This window comes from Corynebacterium sp. MSK310 (assembly GCF_030227355.1).
Lineage (GTDB): Bacteria > Actinomycetota > Actinomycetes > Mycobacteriales > Mycobacteriaceae > Corynebacterium > Corynebacterium rhinophilum.
The window spans coordinates 23,502-42,454 of sequence record NZ_JASPFZ010000015.1; the positions used below are offsets into that span (position 1 = coordinate 23,502).

At 63.0% G+C, this 18,953-nt stretch carries 15 protein-coding genes and 1 pseudogene; 6 read left to right on the forward strand and 10 right to left on the reverse strand.

Translation table 11 applies throughout. The annotated features are described in order from the left end of the window. The 3 genes from QP891_RS10005 to QP891_RS10015 form a co-directional block, all read right to left on the reverse strand. Nucleotides 1–1,773, reverse strand: a complete 1,773-nt coding sequence (locus QP891_RS10005) for an AMP-binding protein (RefSeq protein WP_284783401.1) — start codon at nt 1,771–1,773, stop codon at nt 1–3. A 174-nt stretch (nt 1,774–1,947) separates the two neighbouring features. Next, the gene (locus QP891_RS11990; protein ID WP_284817051.1) at nt 1,948–4,194 is read right to left on the reverse strand and encodes an ATP-binding cassette domain-containing protein; all 2,247 of its coding nucleotides are present in this window, start codon (nt 4,192–4,194) and stop codon (nt 1,948–1,950) included. A 107-nt stretch (nt 4,195–4,301) separates the two neighbouring features. Continuing rightward, nucleotides 4,302–4,943, reverse strand: a complete 642-nt coding sequence (locus QP891_RS10015) for an ECF transporter S component (protein ID WP_070732999.1) — start codon at nt 4,941–4,943, stop codon at nt 4,302–4,304. Nucleotides 4,944–5,283: 340 nt separating this feature from the next. Between QP891_RS10015 and QP891_RS10020 the strand changes: the two are divergent. Continuing rightward, nucleotides 5,284–6,500, forward strand: a pseudogene (locus QP891_RS10020) (IS110 family RNA-guided transposase). Nucleotides 6,501–6,828: 328 nt separating this feature from the next. Here the strand turns inward: QP891_RS10020 and QP891_RS10025 are convergent. Continuing rightward, nucleotides 6,829–8,283 (reverse strand): glyceraldehyde-3-phosphate dehydrogenase, encoded by a 1,455-nt coding sequence (locus QP891_RS10025; protein ID WP_284771087.1) that lies wholly within the window; start codon nt 8,281–8,283, stop codon nt 6,829–6,831. A 63-nt stretch (nt 8,284–8,346) separates the two neighbouring features. Continuing rightward, a complete protein-coding gene (locus QP891_RS10030) occupies nt 8,347–9,342 on the reverse strand; it encodes a nitronate monooxygenase (protein WP_284771086.1) in 996 nt (331 codons plus the stop codon). 35 nt (nt 9,343–9,377) lie between these two features. Here QP891_RS10030 and pth point away from each other — a divergent pair, with 35 nt between their 5' ends. Then, a complete protein-coding gene (pth, locus tag QP891_RS10035) occupies nt 9,378–10,025 on the forward strand; it encodes an aminoacyl-tRNA hydrolase (RefSeq protein WP_284771085.1) in 648 nt (215 codons plus the stop codon). On the opposite strand, the gene QP891_RS10040 is transcribed toward pth, so the two are convergent. Both QP891_RS10040 and QP891_RS10045 read right to left on the reverse strand, forming a co-directional pair. After that, a complete protein-coding gene (locus QP891_RS10040; RefSeq protein WP_284771084.1) occupies nt 10,022–10,714 on the reverse strand; it encodes a potassium channel family protein in 693 nt (230 codons plus the stop codon). The two genes, pth and QP891_RS10040, sit on opposite strands and share 4 nt — an antisense overlap. Beyond that, entirely contained in the window at nt 10,707–12,059 is a 1,353-nt protein-coding gene (locus QP891_RS10045) for a TrkH family potassium uptake protein (protein WP_284771083.1), read from the reverse strand. Before QP891_RS10045 ends, QP891_RS10040 begins: the two co-directional genes overlap by 8 nt. A gap of 117 nt (nt 12,060–12,176) precedes the next feature. Between QP891_RS10045 and QP891_RS10050 the strand changes: the two genes are divergently transcribed. Further along, nucleotides 12,177–13,013, forward strand: coding sequence for an SDR family NAD(P)-dependent oxidoreductase (locus tag QP891_RS10050; RefSeq protein WP_284771082.1), 837 nt, complete (start codon nt 12,177–12,179; stop codon nt 13,011–13,013). Between the two features lie 24 nt (nt 13,014–13,037). Next, complete coding sequence (locus QP891_RS10055) at nt 13,038–14,672, forward strand: peptide chain release factor 3 (protein WP_284771081.1); 1,635 nt, start codon at nt 13,038–13,040, stop codon at nt 14,670–14,672. 16 nt (nt 14,673–14,688) lie between these two features. Here the strand turns inward: QP891_RS10055 and QP891_RS10060 are convergent, their stop codons facing one another. Together QP891_RS10060 and QP891_RS10065 are read right to left on the reverse strand one after the other, a co-directional pair. Further along, on the reverse strand, nt 14,689–16,251 hold the full coding sequence (locus tag QP891_RS10060) for an aspartate-alanine antiporter-like transporter (protein WP_284771080.1): 1,563 nt from the start codon (nt 16,249–16,251) through the stop codon (nt 14,689–14,691). 153 nt (nt 16,252–16,404) lie between these two features. Next, nucleotides 16,405–17,274 carry a patatin-like phospholipase family protein gene (locus tag QP891_RS10065; RefSeq protein ID WP_284771079.1) on the reverse strand — a complete coding sequence of 290 codons (870 nt, stop codon included), beginning with the start codon at nt 17,272–17,274 and terminating at the stop codon, nt 16,405–16,407. Nucleotides 17,275–17,349: 75 nt separating this feature from the next. Here QP891_RS10065 and QP891_RS10070 point away from each other — a divergent pair, with 75 nt between their 5' ends. Beyond that, nucleotides 17,350–17,748 (forward strand): hypothetical protein, encoded by a 399-nt coding sequence (locus tag QP891_RS10070; protein ID WP_284771078.1) that lies wholly within the window; start codon nt 17,350–17,352, stop codon nt 17,746–17,748. Continuing rightward, nucleotides 17,748–18,287 (forward strand): gamma carbonic anhydrase family protein, encoded by a 540-nt coding sequence (locus QP891_RS10075; RefSeq protein ID WP_284771077.1) that lies wholly within the window; start codon nt 17,748–17,750, stop codon nt 18,285–18,287. Before QP891_RS10070 ends, QP891_RS10075 begins: the two co-directional genes overlap by 1 nt. A 7-nt stretch (nt 18,288–18,294) precedes the next feature. Here QP891_RS10075 and QP891_RS10080 read toward each other — a convergent pair whose 3' ends face one another. Then, nucleotides 18,295–18,948: a hypothetical protein gene (locus QP891_RS10080; protein WP_284771076.1), complete on the reverse strand. Its 654-nt coding sequence runs from the start codon at nt 18,946–18,948 to the stop codon at nt 18,295–18,297. Nucleotides 18,949–18,953: the final 5 nt, after the last annotated feature.

The following is an 18,953-nucleotide window of genomic DNA, read 5'->3' on the forward strand; positions in this document are numbered from 1 at the left end:
TCAGAGCAAAGCCTCGAGCTTGCGGCGGAGCTTCTTGCCGTTCGACGCGACGGGCAGCTCGTCGACCCACAGAACCCGGGAGACGGGCACCCCGGCGACGCGCATCAGTTCGGTCGTCGCGGACCGGGCCACCGCCTGTTCAGAGATCGGAGGTTCATCCCCGTCCGATCGCCCGGCACCGGTCGCATCGTCGGCCTTACGATCGGTCGGGGTCCGCCTGGCCAAGAACACGGCGATCTCCTCTTCGCCCGTGGCTGGGTTGCTCCGGCCGAGAACGGCAACATCGCGGTCAAGCGCATTCTCCAGCACGGCTTCCAAATCAGCCGAATAGTAGTTCCGGCCGTTGACGAAGATGATGTCCTTCTTCCGGCCGAGGACGAACAACTCGCCGTCGCGGAGAATGCCCATGTCCCCCGTTGCGAACGCCCCGTCATCGGTGAGCTCGTGCTCCACGATCCCCTCTGCTGTGATCGCGGCTCGGGTCATCGGAGCGCCGGCGATGTGGATTTCACCGACGGTGCCGTCGCCGAGGACCCCGCCCCCGTCATCGCGGATGGTCAACGAGATCCCCGGGACGGCCTTGCCCAAGGCGACGAACTCAGCTCCGGACTCGCTCTCGATGTCCTCGAAACGCTGCCCCGTGGCGATGCCCGTCCGGTCAAGTCGCACCGTGGACAGACCCGAGTAGATGTCCCGGGTCGTAACCAGGAGGCAAGCTTCGGACATTCCGTAGGCGGAGGTCAGGGCATCCTCCCGGAGGCCCATGGCGGACATCGCCACGAGGAACTTCCGGGCCAATGGAGCGTCGATGGGTTCAGAACCGCTCATCAGCTTCTGGACGTTGGAGAAGTCGTAACCGTGGTCATCCCCGAGGGGCCGGCGCTCGAGATGGCGCAGGAAATGCTTGAACGCGAAGTTCGGGCACACTGTCACCGTCGGCTGGTGCCTGGTCACGGCCTCGAACCACCTCGGGGGATCGGCGACCACCTCGGAAACCGGCAGCAACACCTGGTCGTACCCACGAAAAAGGGCGTAGACGTGGAAACCGATCAGCGAAAGGTTGTGGGTCAAAGGCAGCCACGTGAGCATCTTGTTCTCGTACCGGTGCGCGTGGCGTGGGATCGTCGCGCGCAGACCGTTCAGCACGGACTCGTTGGTTACGATGACGCCCTTTGGCGATCCCGTGGAGCCGGACGAAAACTGGATGAGGGCTTCGCCGGCCGTCCCACCTCGCACCGGGAACGCGGGGACCGCCCCGTCGCCATCCCCGGAATCCACGTCCCCCGCCTGGGAGAAGTCCGATTCAGCATCACCCGGCATCGCCGCACCCGGGTCCGCGGCAGCGTCATTGACGATGGACACGTCGAGCAGCCGGTCCTCGCCCACGACCACGGCACCGTTTGCGCCGGTGAGCAGCGTGTGACTGCGTTCGTCGACCAGGATCGGGGCCCCGGGCATCATGTCCGAGAGCGTCCGCACCCTGTCGACGTCAACCGGGCCCGACACCGGCGGCGCAAGCGCCGGAACCGCGCCGGCGTAGACGCAGCCCCAGAACGCCCGGATGAGCCCGCGGTTCTCCGAAACTTGGAAGATCACGCGATCGCCGGGGCCGATGCCGGCTTCAGCCAACCGAGTCGCAGCCGCCACCGCCTCCGCGTGGACCCGGCCATACGGGACGAAGACGTCCCGCCGATTCTCGACGAAGGTGATCCCCTTTTTCGTCTCATCGGCCTTGTCCCGAAGCACGTCGCTGATGGTCCGGATCGTGTTCATTGGTACCTCTTTCGGTTGTCGGCGCCATGCCGGTGCCGGGCGGACCGGGCCCGCATGGCGTGACCCGGAGGATGTGTCTGAAGGGTTGAAAGGGTGAAGCAACTGGGTGGGGCGCGTCTCCGCACAAGCTCGGAAACGCTCGCGGGCCCGGGACCCGCCGGTTCCGGGTGCCCGTCAAGTCACTGCGGACACCAGGGCGGCGACGAAGGCCGCGGCGGACGCTGCGGCCGCGAACCCGTCACGCACTCGCCAGGGGTGATCGGTGCGGAAGGTGCGCCGCGGATGACGGCCGAAGTTGCGCATCGCCAGGGTCAGGGACAGCTTTTCGGCGCAGCGCACGGCGCTGACGAACAAGGGAAAGGCGATGCACGCGGGCGTCGTCGCGCGAATGAAGCCGGAGCGGAAAGACTGCCCCGGTCGCATCGAGCGCAATCTAATCGCCCATGTCAGATGGGGGATTTCGCTGCGCAGGAACGCCGCGATGCTCACCCCGGAAATCGCTATGGTGCACCATGTGTAGGGAACCCGGAGGCGTTGCACCATGGCGTCGAAAAGCTCCTCGACGCGCATGCACGCGGAGACCAGGACCGTCCCCGCGAACACGGCCGTCAGCAGCAGTCCGTGATGGATGCCGTGGCGGACGGCCTCCGCCGGATCCCCACCGCCGTAGAACTCGGAGCGCCACCCGAGCAGGCCGAAGAACACCCCGATCAACAGGACGAGGAGGACCTTCCCCGCCGTCGCCCGAACGTCGCGTTCCGCGATCGCAGCGAGTGCGAGGAACGCAACCCCCGTCAGCGCGAGAACGCCGTCTCCGCCGGAGAGCAGCCCGGCGACGAGGACGAGCATCACCGCCGCGACGATCGTGATGGCGTTCAACCCCGCGCGCCTCCGAGCGTCGGATTCACCGGTCCAGGGGCTTTCGTCCCCGAACGTCCGTGCGCCCACCGCGGGCAGTGCGCGATCCCGCCGGGACGACTCCGGGGCAGCCGGCACGTCGGTCGCGGGACCGGACCAGGCGACCTTCCCTTCGGCGACGATGCTCGCCCGATCCGCCCACGTTCGCGCGACACGGCGGTCGTGGCACGTGAACACAACGGTTCCGCCGGCCCCGGCGTATTCCGCCAGCGCATCCAGCACGATGCGCGAGCTCGGCGAATCCAGGTGCGCCAACGGCTCGTCGAGAAGCAGCAAACGGCGATTGGCCGCCACCGCCAGGAAGATGCCCAACCGTCTTTTCTGTCCGCCCGACAGGACGAACGGCGAGACGGGGTCAAGTGCCCGGGGGCACAGGGCTTCCCGCAGTTTCCGCAGCTCATCGGCGCCGAGTGGCCCGTGCGGGTCCGTGCCGGCCAGCGCGGAGTCGATTTCCGCGGCGACGGTCGCGCGAGTGAACAGGTGCTCGGGGTTCTGGAACGCCCACGACGCGAAGGCGTCGGGGGCGCGCCGGGCTGGCTCGCCGTCGATCCGGAGGTCCGCTCCCGCCTTCATCTGGCCCGACAGCACCGCCAGCAAGGTGGACTTACCGGCTCCGTTGGTGCCGACCAAGGCATGGATCTCGCCCCGTTCCAGTGTCAGATCGGCCCCGTTCAGGATCCGCTCCCTGCCCCGGGCCACATGGGCTCCGGTCAAGGCCAGCAGTGGAACGGCGTCCGCCTCCGATTCCGGATCGGCGCCATCCCCGGCTCCCCGGGGCCTTCGCCGCCGGTCCGGACTGAGACGGTCCGGTGCCCCCGTGCCCGGCGTACTGGCGTCCGGCGCTCCGGCGGTCGCGGCCGACGTCGCAATGCCCTTCACCGCGATGCCCTCCGGCGCTCCGTGCGCGGCGACGCTCCCGTCCGCATCGAGGATTGTCACCGTGTCGACCCACCCGTCGAACGGGCGGAGGTCGTGCTCGATGAGCAGGATGACGCGACCCGGGGCCCGCAAATCACGGATGGCGGCGAACAGCGACCGGCGACCGTCCTCGTCGACGTGGGCCGCGGGCTCGTCGAAGATCATGACCTCCGGCGCCCTGGCCACCGCACCGGCGATGGCCATCCGCTGGCGTTGCCCACCCGACAAAGCCCACGGATCCTTCTCCGCGAGCTCTGACAGCCCGAGCTCCGATAGGGCCTCGGCTGATCGCTTGGCGACGATGCCGGCTTCCACGAGGGAAAACTCGAGGGCCATGGACACGTCATCGACGACTCGGAGCGTGAGCACCTGCGTCGCCGGGTCTTGCCCGACGAAGGTGACCCGGTCCCCGTCCACGGGGCGTTCGGTGCCGTCGGCATCGACGATGTGCACGAATCCGGCATGGTCGATGGGGATGTGCGAGGGGATCAGTCCAGCGATAAGGTGGGCCAGGCTCGTCTTTCCGCATCCCACGGGTCCCGTGATGGCGTTGATCGTGCCGAAATCGAAGGAGAGATCCACCATGTCGGGTGCCCATCGCCCATCGGCATGCCGCACGCCCGCGCCACTAACCCGTAACCGGGCCGGGGCCGTCCCGCGTGTCGCACCGGCGCACGCGGGTGCTCCGGCGGTCACCGGGTGACCCCGCGGCTGCGAAGCCCCTTTGCGACGGCAAAGCCCAGGACCAAAAACACCAGGCTCGATGCCAAGGCTACGGCGAAGCTGATCAGGGCCATGGGCGTGGTCAGCGAGTCGACGCCGACTGCGCGCGGGGCCATCGTTCCCATCAGCGCGGAAAACAACATCGCCGATGCCACGAACTGGGGACGCGTCCACCGCCGGTACAGGGTGACCATGAACGGAAGCTCGATGAGCAATCCTTCCACAATCAGCGCCCCGATTGCGGCGACGCCGAATGGGGTGGTCGCCGCGGACACGACGCCCATGGCAAGGCATGCGATGAGGCTCGCGCCAGGCTTGCGGACGACGATGAGGGGAACAACGCACTGCAGGAACCACAACCCGAGCGTCGCCGCGACGAGATAAACGTGGGCGATGCCGGCAAACACCTGCAGGTAAGTCAGGGGCACGATGATGAGAGACCCCGCGACGCCAATCGCGGCGGCGACGAGCATGTCGCGGGTGGATGGTCGGCCACCCGCTGCGACCGGTGCGACGTGCACCAACCGCCCGTCATCCGTCTGCGACGCCACCGCGTCCCCGGCTCCCCCTCCGGAGAGGGGTTCTCCGGTCGATCCACGTTTTCCGTTCATCGTCGCCGCCTCGCTTCCGTTGCCGATTCCCGATCGGGAACACCACCTGAACCAGTATTAGGTTAGGCAATGCTTATCGCATTACGCAAGGCTCAATTTACTGACCTTACCCCCTCACCCCCGTTACCGTGATGGTGCCCCTCACGGGGCGCGGTCAACGGGCCCGGTATGGCTTATCTGCGTGAACATTTCCATAATCCGGGGGTGTTGCCACCGGACACCGGGGACAACCGCTGACAGCTAATAGGGACACGGACCAAACAGAGGTCTCGTCGTAACGTGGGTGCCTGCAACGGATGTCCAAGACACCGGCGACCAGCCGCAACAGAAGGACACCACCATGGAACCGTCCACAACACCCGAAATCATCATCGGCCTCGACGTCGGCAAAACCGGCCACCATGCCTGCGCGCTGACCAACACCGGCGAGAGAATTTACGACAAACCACTGCCCCAAGACGAAGCCGCACGGCGCGAAATCTTCGCGTCCATGCAAGCCCACGGCAGCGTTCTCATGGTCATCGATCAACCCAACACGATCGGCGCCCTGCCCATCGCCGTGGCCCGCGACTGCGGTTGCACGGTCGGAGACCTCCCCGACCTAGCCATGCGAAAAGCAGCCGATCTCTACCCTGGACGATCAAAAACCGCCGCCGGAATGCATTCATCATCGCCGACACCGCCCGCACCATGCCGCACACACTGCGGGCAGTCGACCGCGACGACGAGACACTAGCAGCGCTGAAGATGCTCGCCGGATTCCACGATGACATCGCCAAAGACGCCACCCGAACGAAAAACCGCCTTCGCAGCGTGCTCACACAGATTCACCCCGCACTCGAGCGCGTCTTTGCAGGCGAGATTCTCTCGCGCACGCTGGTGCTGGACTCGCTCATCCACTACGAAGGTCCGACAAAACTGGCCGCCGCAGGTCGAGGCCGGGTCCTGAAGTGGATGCGCAACCGCGCCAAGAAGGATCCTGCTTCCCTGGTTGACGCAATTTTCGCCGCCCTTGCCGAGCAAACTGTCACGGTACCCGGCACTGCGGCAGCAGAATTGGTCATTCCCCAGCTGGCGGCGAACATCAAAGCGCTTCTAGCACAGCGCGACACGATCGCCGGACAAGTCGAGGAGATGCTCGAATCGTTCTCTCTTACCCAGGTCTTGATGTCGATGCCCGGCGTAGGCATCGAGACCGCCTCTAGCATCTTGTTGTCCATCGGCGATTGCCAGGACTTCGCCGACGCCGCGCACTTGGCCGCTTACGCCGGCATCGCGCCGACCACCCGGCAGTCGGGTACGTCGGCCCGCGGCGAGTTTCCCACCAAGGCCGACAATAAACAGTTGAAAAACGCGATGTTTCGATCGGCGTGGATCGCGTCGAACTGCCATCCCGCATCGCGCGACTACTACCTGCGTAAACGGGCTGAAGGACAGAAACACAATGCCGCGGTGATGTGGCTTGCCCGGAGCCGCTGCAACGTCATCTATGCCCTGTTGACTCGGTGTGAGTTCTTCCGAGAAATCCCTGCTAGAACCATCGCCACGGCTGCGTAGGCCGCTGCGCTGATCACCGCCGGCCCGCACGATGCGGCCCGGCGATCAGTCATGGCTACCCCCATACGATGTACGTGAAAGTCTCGCCTGACTATTGACAATCCACATAGGGACCCCCACGCGAATCGGGACCGAGTGGCGGCCGACCCCTCGGCCCAACAGCGCCCGGGGCCGCGCAGAACCAGGTCCACCAGCGGTAGGCGATAGCGGCCTCCCGCACCGAAAGCTCCGTCCCCCTCCCCTGCCCTCCCCATCGCCTCACCCCCGTGATTTAGGAGGGGGAAGAGGGCGTTCGAGGGTTCAACAGCTCAAGCCCAGGACCGCCGACTTAGAGCTCGTCGATGTGCTTGCGCTTCGGGTAAACACGCGGGCGAGCACCGGCAATCTCCTCAGCGATGCGAACGACCTGGTTGGAGTAACCGAACTCGTTGTCGTACCAGACGTAGAGCACCAAGTGCTTGCCGGAGGCAATGGTGGCGATGCCATCAACGATGCCGGCATTGGTATTGCCCACGAAGTCACTAGAGACGACCTCTGGGGAGGCAATGTAGGAAATCTGCTGGCGCAGATCCGAATGCAGGGAGACATTGCGCAGGAAGTCATTGACCTCATCACGGTCGACTTCTTGCTCCAGCTCCAGGTTAAGCACCGCCATGGACACGTCCGGGGTGGGAACGCGGATGGCGTTACCGGTCAGCTTGCCTTCGAACTCAGGCAGGGCCTTGGCCACGGCCTTGGCAGCACCGGTGGCGGCAAGCACCATGTTCAGGCCAGCGGCGCGGCCACGGCGCTCGCCCTTGTGGTAGTTATCAATGAGGTTTTGGTCATTGGTAAACGAGTGCGCGGTTTCCACGTGGCCGTGCGCCACGCCGTAGCGGTCATTGATGACCTTGAGCACCGGGGTGATGCCGTTGGTGGTGCACGATGCGGCGGAGAGGATCTTATCGTCATCGGTAATGGCGGAATCATTGATGCCAAAGACGATGTTTTTAATATCTCCCTTGCCCGGTGCGGTCAGCAGCACGCGGGCCACTCCCTTGGCCTTAAGGTGCTGGGACAGGCCTTCCTTATCGCGCCAAACACCGGTGTTATCTACCAGCACGGCGTTGTTGATACCGTATTCGGTGTAATCGATCGTGGCTGGGTCGTTGGCGTAGATCATCTGAATCTTCGTGCCATTGGCCCAGATAACCTGTTCTTCCTCGTCCACGCTGATGGTGCCGTTGAAAGCACCGTGGACAGAATCGCGGCGCAGAAGGCTGGCGCGCTTGATGATGTCCCCTTCGCCCTTATTGCGCACCACGATCGCGCGCAGGCGCACGCCGCCGTAAGCGGCTTCGCGGGCGACGAGGATGCGGGCAAGGAGGCGGCCGATGCGGCCAAAGCCGTAGAGCACAACATCGGTTGGGTCGATGTCCTCGCCGGCACCGACGATTTCCGTGAGTTCATCTTCGAGGTAGCGGCGCAGGTCATCTTCGCCCGACTCTTCAAAGCCCAAGAGGAGGCGCCCGACGTCGATGGACGCGGAGCTTAGGTTCATATCCGCTAACTCGGACAGGATGGGCAGGGTTTCTGCCGTGGAGAGCTGGCGCTGGGCAATGCGGCGTCCGTAGCGGTGGGACTTGATGATGTCGATATCGGTCTGCCCCACCAGCGGGCGGCCGAAGATGGTGGCGACGACGTTGTTATTGCGGTGCAGTTGGTGGATGAGGGGAATCATCTGTTGCGCCAATTCGAGGCGCTCGTTCCAGTCATCATGTCCAATATGTGCGTTCGCAGTCACGAGGCTCCATCCATTTCTATTTCGGGGGTGGCTAGCAATCTTCGCCCCAAATTTTAGCGTGTATCAGTGTTTGTTTTGGCATAGGGAGTCCAGAATGTCTGCGACACTACCCCCGCGGATTTTGGCGGCCGGCTCACCTACGAGGCAGTAGGCCACGGCGTCATCGTGCTGCGCTCGGCGTTCCTTGAGCACGGAATTAAGCATGGGATATACCGGGGGTACATCGGGGTGGGCGCGGGTGTAGTCGTTTTCCAAGCCGCGCGCATGCCGCCCGGAAAAGGCGCGGGTGGATACGGTGGCCCCGCCGCGCTGGAGAAGCTTGCGGTTGTAGTCACTGGTTCCGGCTTCTTTAGTCAGCAAAAAGGCAGAGCCGCACGAAGCGGCAACCACGCCGGGCAGGCTTAATACCTGGGTTACGTCGCTTGCCGTGCGCAGCCCACCTGCGGCAATCAGCGGGATGCTCGGTGCGACGGCGTGGACGGCTTCGTGGACGGCGGCGATGAGATCTGGGAGGGGTCGATCATCGGGAAGCGCCGTGCGGTCCCACGTGCCGCGGTGCCCGCCGGCAGCGGGCCCTTGTATGCACAGCGCGTCCACCCCCAGCGTGGCGGCGGCGCGGGCCTCGTCGGGCGTGGTGACGGTGGTCCAAGCCTCGGCACCAGCGGCGTGGATGCGGGCAAGCTGCTCAGAGTCAAAGGTGCCGAACATGGACCACACGACGCGCGCGCCGCCCTGGAGCGCCAGCTCGAGCTTGTCATGGAAGCCGAAGGAATAATCGGGATCCGGCAGCGTGGCACCTTCGGCCGCGGCCAGTTCCGCGGCGGCGGCCAATTGCTCGGGTGTTAATGGATCCTGCGGGCAAAACAGGTTCACCCCGAAGGGGGTGCCGGCGCAGGCATCGATCTGGCTGCGGGCGGAGTCCACGCTGGCAGACCCGAGCCCCAGGGTGCCAAAGGAGCCGGCCTGATGCGCAGCGCGCACCAGATCCACGGTGGTAGGCCCGCCCGCCATGGGCGCTGGTATTACGGTTCGTCGCAAAGATTGAATAACCTGGCTCATAGGAAACTACTGTACCGAGCTAGAAAGGCGCATTCGTGGCAGCTTTGACAGATTTTATTGCCCGGGTTTTCGGCGGTCCCTCGCCAGCGCAGCAGGGGCTGGATCCGGCCGAGTTGGAGGCAGACTGGCTCATCATTGGCCTGGGCAACCCCGGCGCGAAATACGCCGCCACGCGCCATAACGTGGGATACATGGCCGTGGACGATGTGCTGGCCCAAGGCGGCGACGTGCTCGAGCCGGTGCGCGGGATGGACCTCGAGGTAGCCCCGCTGTGCTGGGGCGATACCCGCGTACTGGCGGTGCGCACGACGACGTTTATGAACCTCTCTGGTGATCCGATTGCCCCGCTGGCGCAGGCTTTGGGCATTGCGGCGGACCACATCATCGTCATTCACGATGAACTAGATCTGCCTGCCAATAAAATTCGACTAAAGCAAGGCGGCAATGAAAATGGGCACAACGGGCTGAAATCGCTGACGCACAACCTGGGCACGCGGGATTATGTGCGCGTGCGCATTGGCATTGCGCGCCCGCCGAAGGGTTCGTCGATTCCGGATTATGTCTTAGCGCCTGTCGATGCCGGCCCCGGCTTCGATACCGCCATTGCGTCCGCCGCCGAAGCCGCCCGGCTCATCGCCACGCACGGGCTCGTACAAGCGCAAAACCGCATTCATTCGCGCTAGGACTGGGAAAATTTCTCCAGCGACTGTGGGCTGCCGGCGGCGACGATGAAGTCGGTGGGGGCGAGCTGGGTGGCATCGGCAAGCGGGGCCCAAGCACCCTCCGCCTGGCAGACTGAGACCAACTGCACGTGGTGGGTGCGCCAAACCTCGCCCAGATCGAGCGGGCGGCCCGTGACCGAGGAGGGCGCGGCCATTTGCGTCACGCCGTAGTACGGGGCGATCTCAGCAAAGTCGCGGAAGCGCCCGCCCAAGAGGTAGGCCACGCGGCGGCCGGTATCGCGCTCGGGGCGGATGACGTGGTGGGCGCCAATCTGGCGCAGGATGCGCTCGTGGGCCTCCGAATTGGCCTTGGCCCAAATATCCTTGACACCCAGCTCCACCAGGTTTGAGACAGTGAGGATAGACGCCTCCAGGTGCGAGCCGATGCCCACGATGACTCGCTCCACCTCGTCGATGCCCAGCTGGCGCAGCGCCGCCGGATCGGTGGTATCGGCCGAAATGGCCTCGGTTAAATGGGGCGCTCGTTCGCGCACGATTTTCTCATCGGAATCGATGCCGAGGACCTCTACCCCATGACCCATGAGCTCGCTAGCCAGGGAGCAGCCAAACCGCCCCAAGCCAATGACGACGACCGGGGCAATGTCGAGGGTGGCGCGGGAGTGGCCCAACGCCTTAAAAATGCTAGCCAATGAAGGGCCTTTCTTCGGGGTAGCTATAGCGGCGACTGAGGTTCTTGGCCGCCAACGCTGCTACCAGGGTGGTTGGACCAACGCGGCCCAGGTACATGATGAAACACAGCACGATTTGTGAGGGTGCGGACAAGCTGGCGGTAATCCCGGTGGATAGGCCCACGGTGGCAAAGGCGGACATGACCTCAAAGGAGACCTGATCACCGCTAAATTGCGGGTCGAAAAAGCGCAGTGCCGCCACGCCCAGGGTCACCACCAGCACGCCAGCAAAGCTCAATGCTAGCGCCTGTCGGGTCACACTATGGGGAAGGCTGCGGTGGTAGATGGAGGTCTTTTCCTTGCCCAAGAACTCAGCGGCCATGGCGGCCAATAGCACGCACGCGGTGGTGACCTTGATGCCGCCGGCGGTACCGGCCGAGCCGCCGCCGATAAACATCAAGATATCGGTGCCCATGAGCGTCACCGGGTGGACCTCGCCGTAGTCAAAGGTATTAAAACCGGCCGTGCGCGGGGATACGCTGGCAAAGAACGAGTTGAGGAGCTTGTCGCCCCACGCCATCGGTGCCAGTACGCCATTCCACTCCGTCAAGGCAAAAAATATCGTGCCGGCCACAATGAGCACGCCGGTTGCCGCCAGCGTCATCCGCGCGGTAATAGAGATGCGACGCGTCGCCTCCGACCCGCGCCGCAGGTGGCGCATCAATTCCGCCCAGACTGGAAAACCCAGCCCGCCGCCAATGACCGCTCCGGCCAGCGGCATTAGTATCCAGGCATCGCCCACAAACGGCACGAGGTTATCGCTATTGGTGCTAAACCCAGCGTTATTGAACGCCGAAATGGCATGAAAGATGCCCTCCCATAACGCCCGCGGGAAGGAATGCCCGTAGCCCACCATCAGGCGCGCGGTGACCGCCACAGCGATAATGCTTTCTACCACCGCGGTAAAGGCGAAGGTAAAAATCAGGGTGCGGCGGATGCCACCGGCGAGGATGGGCCGGCTTTCATAGGCGCCGGTCTTGCGCGCCTTAAAGCTAATCCGGCCGGTTAAAAGCAGGCCGGATAGCGAGGCCAGCGACATAATCCCCAAACCGCCCAGTTGGATAAGGGCCAAGATGACCACTTGCCCGGCTGGACTCCAGAAACTGCCGGTATCAACCACGACCAGCCCGGTCAACGAAACCGCGGAGGTCGCGGTAAAAAGTGCGGATAAAAACGAGGCGCGGGAATCTCCCGCCTCGGCGAACGGCAGCAATAACAAAACCGTTCCTATCAGGATGAGCAGTAGAAACCCGGTGGCGGTTAGCCGCGCTGGTCCCCATTGCCGCAGAAAAAGCAGGCGCTTCACAAGCCGGAAGTATAGACCTGTCCAGCCCCACGCGGAACTGTGCGGCGCGACGCCGCGGACAAATATCACGAACGAATGTCGCGGACGGATGTCGCGTCCATAGCTAGAATCTAGCCTATGACTTCGCCGTACTCCGCTGCTAGGACCATCGTGATCACCGGGGCATCGTCAGGCATTGGTGCCGCAGCCGCCCGGCAGATTCACCGCACCCGCCCGCAGGATAACCTCGTCATCATCGGCCGCAATCCGGACAAGACCAAGGCCGTTGCACAGGAAGTGGACGGGCAGTATTTCCTCGCCGATTTCGAATCGCTTGCTGAGGTCCGCCAACTGGCTGATGACCTGCAACAACTAGAGCGCATCGATGCCTTGGGCAATAATGCCGGCGGCATCTTCGATGGCCCTACCATGACCGCTGATGGGTTCGAGCGCACGTGGCAGGTCAATGTCGTCGCACCTTTCCTTTTGACATCTCTGTTGCAAGAAAAGCTGCGCGATAGTAGCGCCACCGTGGTCAATACGGCGTCGTTGGCCAATATGCTGATCTCAAATTTCGATCCGGCGGATCCCAATACGCTGGAGCATTTCAGCCCAGAGCGCGCATACGGCAATGCCAAGCTAGCGGATATCTTGCTCGCCCGCTTTATCGATGCCCACGGCATCAACGCGGTGTCCTTTCACCCAGGCGTTTTAGCCACCGAGTTTGGCAAGTCCTCTAAGGGGCTGACCGGCAAGTTGTACTCCGGGGTCATCGGCAAGGCCTTTGGCACCGCAGAGGCCGGCGGCGAGAACTTGGCCTACTTCCTCACCGGCACCGAGGGCATCCATTTTCAGTCCGGGGAATACTACAATAATAAACGCACGCTGGGCATGCAGCGCCCGATTGCGAAGAATACCTCTGTGGCACACCGCGTCTTTGAGGATCTGGGCCGCCGCCTCAATGTGGAGTGGTAGCGGGAAACCACTAGACTATGGCGCATGAGTTCTGTCGCTTTTGAGGCCTCGCGCCGCCGCACGTTCGCCGTTATAGCCCACCCGGATGCCGGTAAGTCCACGCTGACGGAGGCGCTGGCGCTGCATGCGCACGTGATTAATGAGGCCGGCGCGGTCCACGGCAAGGGCAACCGCAAGTCCACCGTGTCTGACTGGATGGACATGGAGAAAAACCGCGGCATCTCCGTCGCCTCGTCCGCGCTGCAGTTTGAATACGCCCCGGAGGGACACGAGGGCGAGCCTTATATGATCAACCTGGTTGATACCCCAGGTCACGCGGACTTTTCGGAGGATACCTACCGCGTGCTCACCGCGGTAGATGCCGCAGTGATGCTTATCGATGCCGCCAAGGGCCTCGAGCCACAAACCCTCAAGCTCTTCCGCGTTTGTAAGGCGCGCGGGCTGCCCATCGTCACGGTGATCAACAAGTGGGACCGCGTGGGCCGCGAGCCACTCGAGCTCGTTGATGAGATCGTAAACGAAATCCAGTTGCAGCCCACCCCGCTGTACTGGCCGGTGGGCATCGCGGGCGATTTCCGCGGCCTGGCCCACATCAATGATGACGGCGAGGCCGATAACTACATCCACTTCATCCGCACCGCCGGTGGTTCCACCATCGCGCCGGAAGAGCACTACGATCCTGCCGCCGCAGAAGAAAAGGAAGAGGATGTGTGGGAAACCGCGGTAGAGGAAGCCGAGCTGCTTGCTGCCGATGGCGCCCTGCACGATCAAGAACTTTTTGAGCAGTGCGTGACCTCCCCGCTCATCTTCGCCTCGGCCATGCTGAACTTCGGTGTCCACCAGATCCTGGATACCTTGTGTGCCATCGCCCCGGCGCCGCATTCCCGCGAATCCGATCCCAAGGCCGTGGAGGCAGCCACCAGCGCTATCGATGAGGTCCGCGAGGTAGCCGATGACTTCTCCGGCGTCGTCTTCAAGGTGCAGGCGGGCATGGACCAAAAACACCGCGACAACTTGGCGTTTATGCGCGTGGTCTCCGGCGAATTCGAGCGCGGAATGCAGGTCAACCACGCCCAATCCGGCCGCAGTTTTTCCACCAAGTATGCGCTGACGGTCTTTGGCCGCACCCGCGATACCGTGGATACCGCTTACCCAGGCGATATCGTGGGCCTCGTCAACGCGGGCTCGCTAGCACCCGGTGACACCATCTATTCCGGCAAAAAGGTGCAGTTCAAGCCCATGCCCCAATTCGCCCCGGAGGCCTTCCGCATCTTGCGCGCGAAATCGCTGGGCAAGTACAAGGCCTTCCGCAAGGGCTTGGAACAGCTCTCGGCCGAAGGCGTAGTGCAAGTCCTGCGCAACGATGCGCGCGGTGATGCTTCCCCGGTCATGGCGGCGGTCGGCCCCATGCAGTTCGAGGTCATGCAGGCCCGCATGGAATTCGAGTACAACGTCGAAACCGTCACCGAGCCCATCCCCTACTCCGTGGCGCGGCGCACCGATGCCGAATCCGCACCGGAACTCGGCCGCCAGCGCGGCGTGGAGATCTTCACCCGCCAGGACGGCGAGCTCATCGCCCTATTTGGCGATAAGTGGAAGCTCGCCTTCATTGAGAAGGAACACCCAGAGCTGACCATGGAGACCTTGGTTGCGGATTAATAGAGCGGCTGCCCCGTCAGAGCAGCATGACCGGGATGACCACGATCTTCATGAACTGCGCCACCACGATGGTGGAGGTATAGCCGGTAAGTATTCGCGAATCCGAGCTGGCGCCCGTGGCGTAATTGACCACCGCGGGCTGGCCAAAGAGGCCGGAAATTCCGCCGGAGGTGCGGGTTTCGGATTGCCCCATAAAACGGCTGGCCACCGCGAAAATCCCAATGATGATAACGGCGATGATCGCGGCCAGCACCATGGATTTCAGCCCCATCCAAGAAAAGGCGGTGGACACAAAGGCCTCGCCGGAGGACAGGCCTACTGAGGCCAAGAAGATGGCAAGCCCCCACTGCTGAAATGCAGTATTAATCGGAGACGGGATCTGCCACGGAATGCGGCTGGTGCGGTGCAGGGCGCCGAGGACTAGGCCGGTGATCAGTGGGCCCAGCGCGAACCCGAGCTCGAAGGACGCACCACCGGGCAGAGGAATCACGATGAGGGAAATCAGGTAGCCGATGGTCAGCCCACCGCCGAGTGCTACCCAATTAAGCTGCGAGTATGCGGTCACGGAATCGCCAAAATAATCGCGAACATCACCCAGGCGGTCATGCTTGACCACGATCTCTAGGTCATCGCCGGATTCAAGGTGGGTTTCATTGGTGGCAAGGAATTCCTCATCGCCGCGGCGCACCCGCACAATCCGCGCGCCGTAGCGCGAAAAGAGGTTTAACTCCTTGACCTTGCGGCCCTCAATATCCTCATTGGAAATGGCCACGGTCTCATTGACCAGGCGCTTATCCACAAACGGGGTTTGGGGCTGGCGCTTTCCCAGGGCATCCGTAAGCTCCTTAGCTTTTGCCTTGGTCACCAGCACGCGCAGGACATCGCCGCGGTGCAATTCTGGGTTATCGCCCGGCACGTCGATATCGCGGCCGCGGCGGATGGTGGCGATGATGAAATGATCCGCGAATTTCTCGCGCAGCTCGGCATAGGAAATATCGCGGGTGACCTTAATCGTCCGCGAGCGGAAAATCTTTTCCGCCGAGTGGTCCTGGTCCTTCTGCGCGGGCCAACTATGCCGCAGGATGAATGCCACGAGGAGGATGGCCACGGCCACGCCGACTGGATAGGCCAAGGAATAGCCCACGGCGGGCAGCTCCTCGCCGGATTGCTGCTGGGCCACGGCCAGCGATGCCGTGGACGTCGTCGCGCCGGAGAATACGCCGGTCACCGCCAGCGGCGATAGCCCCATGAGGCTGCCTATGCCCAGCGCCGCGGCCGCCGCGGCTATTACCGCCACAGTGGCGAGCAACATGTGCTTTAGCTGGGTAGAAAAGCCCTTGAAGAAGGCCTCGCCGGCAGAGAGCCCCTGCATATAGATAAAGAGGCCCAAACCCAGCTTCTGCAAGGAACTAAGGATATTGTCATCCAGATCAATAAAGGACCCGAAGGCTAAGCCGACAAAAAGGGTACCCGCCGCGCCGAAGCGCAGCGGGCCAAAGGGAATCATGCCAAAAAGCGTGCCGAGCACGATCATGAAGAAAATGCTCAGCCAAATATTGCCATCAAAAATCGCTAACACGCTGTGCAATCTTAGGAGCTTGGCGCGATTTAGCTAGCTGAAAAAGCTTGGCACCTTGCACCGAATACCGCCATTAGTAAAGCGCACGCGATTATCCCTCCTGATGCCACAAAGAATCAGGAGGGCGATCTCACACCACGGCCCAGAGGTGAGCTAGTCCAGCAGGAATTCTTTCCACTTTGGCCACTCGGCATGGGTTTGCGCCTTGCCGGCCTGGTAATTCGCGCGCAACTTATCCACATTGCGCTCGGTAGAGGCCACCTGCATATCTTCCGGGAAAAACAGCTGCGCCTTGCCCTGGCGCTCTAGCTCGAGGAGCCGGTCCTTGGCCGCGTTATAGATGGGCGGGCGGCCAATGAGGGCATCGGCAATAGCGGGGTACTTGCGGAAGATGCGGCGGGTAATCGCCGGGCGCGCTACCTCGGGGCGGACATATCCGCGCGGCTTGGAGCCGATGAAGAGGAATTTCTCGTAGCCAGCCTCTTCCGCCTGCTCGATGGTAATGCCGCCGGACGAGCCCAAGGCGCCGTCCACATAGGGCGAGCCATCGATGATGCGAATGGGCATAAGCAGCGGCAGCGTAGAGGAGGCGCGCACCCGCACATACAGATCTTCTGGTTCCTTCACATCATCGCGGGTCCAATACACGGATTCGCCGGTATCGGCCCGCGCGGCGGCAAGCACCATATCCGCTGGATGTTCGCGGTACGCATCCCAGTCAAAGGGCATATCCTTATCCGCGGAGCGCTCATAGATATATTCCGCATTGAAATAGCCATTGCCGCGCACCAACGAGCCCACGCCGCCAAAGCTGGGGTTATTGACAAAATCCGTGAAGGATTCCTCCGCGCGCTTGGCATCGTGCGAGAGGTAATTGACCGTGTGAGAGGCGCCGGCAGATACTCCGCCTACCCATCCAAAGGTGACGTTTTCTTGGATGAGTTTGACTATGCAGGCGGCGGTATAGGAATTGCGCATTCCGCCGCCTTCGATAACAAGGGCGGTGTTGCTGGCATCAATCATGGTCTCCCATAATACGCGCGGCGATGTTACGGCGGTCAACCCCGCTTCCTGGCTGCGCGGCTAGACTTGAACGCTATGGGATTATTGGACGCTCTTGCCAAACTTACCGGGAATGGGGCGCCGCACTTGGCGCGGCCTGATTCCGTCGCGACGACCGTGCAGGTAGACCGGCTAGATATTAGGACCGCCGGCCAGCTGATCATCATTATCACCGGCCAGCAGGGCGCGCGGGCCCTTGCTGAGCTCGCCGGTTCGCGCGAGTCCGCGACCCTTATCTCCCCCACCACCACGGCGCATTTTCCCGCCGTAACGAAGGATGTGCTGCCGGTCAAAGATCCCAAGCACGGCTGGATCATCCCCATCACGCCGACGCTGGCGAGCGCGCTTTCTCAGGCCGAGCTTGCAGGGGCATCGCTTGCCGATGCCCCCAGCGAGTTCGAGCTGTCCCCCAGCCTCGCGGTGGTGGTGGAATAATGCCTATTTATCCCTTCCAAGGCGCGCGCCCGCGCATCCACCGCAGCGCGTGGATCGCGCCGAATGCCACCATCATTGGTGATGTGGAAATCGGCCCAGATTCTTCCGTATTTTATGGCTGCGTGCTGCGCGGCGATGTCGGCCCCATCCGCATTGGCAGCCGGTGCAATATTCAAGACAATAGCGTTATCCACGTGGAACGGGAGGCACCGTGCATCCTTGAAGACGATGTCACGGTAGGCCACATGGCCATGCTCCACGGCACCCATGTGGGCGCTGGCAGCCTGGTGGGCATGTCCGCTACCCTGCTATCTCGCTCCACCATCGGGCCCGGTTCACTCATCGCCGCCGGCGCGCTGGTGCGCGAGGGCGCGGAAATCCCGGCCCGTTCCTTGGCCGCCGGCGTCCCGGCCACCGTGCGTCGCGAGCTTTCCGCCGAGCAGTCCGCGGCGTTTATCCCACACGCCGCGCGCTACGTGGACCTTGCACAACAGCAATCTGCCTCTGAGCTCGCGCTTGATGATGTCTACTTTGACTAGCGCATCCCTATAGGTTCACGACACCCATGATGATAAGGAAGGCGGCAACTACATAGCCGCTGATGAGCGCAACCCGCGTGCTGTTTTCGCGCGCCGCCGCAAAGACTCGGCCCGCAGCTGAGTTTGGGTGGGCGCGCACCACGGCGATGAAAAGTCCGCACACCACCGGCAGGGAAAGCGCCAGGGTGGCGTACCACAGAAGGCCGCCGTATTGGGCGGCGAGCGACAGATCCTCGGTGGCTAAGAACATGAGGCCAAAATAAAACGGCACGGAGGTCAGCGATTGCACCACGCCCATCACGAACCCGATAAGCACGGTGGTGATAGAAGGCCTGCGCAGTGGTTGCAGCATGCGCCCGATCAAGGCATTGGGTTTTCCCTGGGAATGCCAGGCGGCAAAGGCCAGGGCGATGCCGACGATGATGAGGATGCCGCCGGCAATCGGTGACTCCAAAATGGCCGCTATCTGTTCGCGCACGCCCAATAGGACGAACATGACCACGGCCGCGGCGGTAAGAACTCCCAACCAATCGCCCAGGATGACTAGGCCGGCAATCCAGCGGTACTTCCCGCGCGGGAGCATGATGCCGATGGCCACGAGGATGCCAATGAGCAAGGCATTGACCGAATCCAAGAGGGCGAAACTTACCGCGTGAATCATGCGCG

Excerpts from the sequence above, each read along its gene's own strand:
- QP891_RS10055 (WP_284771081.1), top strand. The coding sequence starts at position 13,038 with ATGAGTTCTGTCGCTTTTGAGGCCTCGCGCCGCCGCACGTTCGCCGTT.
- QP891_RS11990 (WP_284817051.1), bottom strand. The coding sequence starts at position 4,194 with ATGGTGGATCTCTCCTTCGATTTCGGCACGATCAACGCCATCACGGGA.
- QP891_RS10065 (WP_284771079.1), bottom strand. The coding sequence starts at position 17,274 with ATGATTGATGCCAGCAACACCGCCCTTGTTATCGAAGGCGGCGGAATG.
- QP891_RS10050 (WP_284771082.1), top strand. The coding sequence starts at position 12,177 with ATGACTTCGCCGTACTCCGCTGCTAGGACCATCGTGATCACCGGGGCA.
- QP891_RS10070 (WP_284771078.1), top strand. The coding sequence starts at position 17,350 with ATGGGATTATTGGACGCTCTTGCCAAACTTACCGGGAATGGGGCGCCG.
- QP891_RS10075 (WP_284771077.1), top strand. The coding sequence starts at position 17,748 with ATGCCTATTTATCCCTTCCAAGGCGCGCGCCCGCGCATCCACCGCAGC.
- QP891_RS10005 (WP_284783401.1), bottom strand. The coding sequence starts at position 1,773 with ATGAACACGATCCGGACCATCAGCGACGTGCTTCGGGACAAGGCCGAT.
- QP891_RS10030 (WP_284771086.1), bottom strand. The coding sequence starts at position 9,342 with ATGAGCCAGGTTATTCAATCTTTGCGACGAACCGTAATACCAGCGCCC.
- QP891_RS10015 (WP_070732999.1), bottom strand. The coding sequence starts at position 4,943 with ATGAACGGAAAACGTGGATCGACCGGAGAACCCCTCTCCGGAGGGGGA.
- QP891_RS10080 (WP_284771076.1), bottom strand. The coding sequence starts at position 18,948 with ATGATTCACGCGGTAAGTTTCGCCCTCTTGGATTCGGTCAATGCCTTG.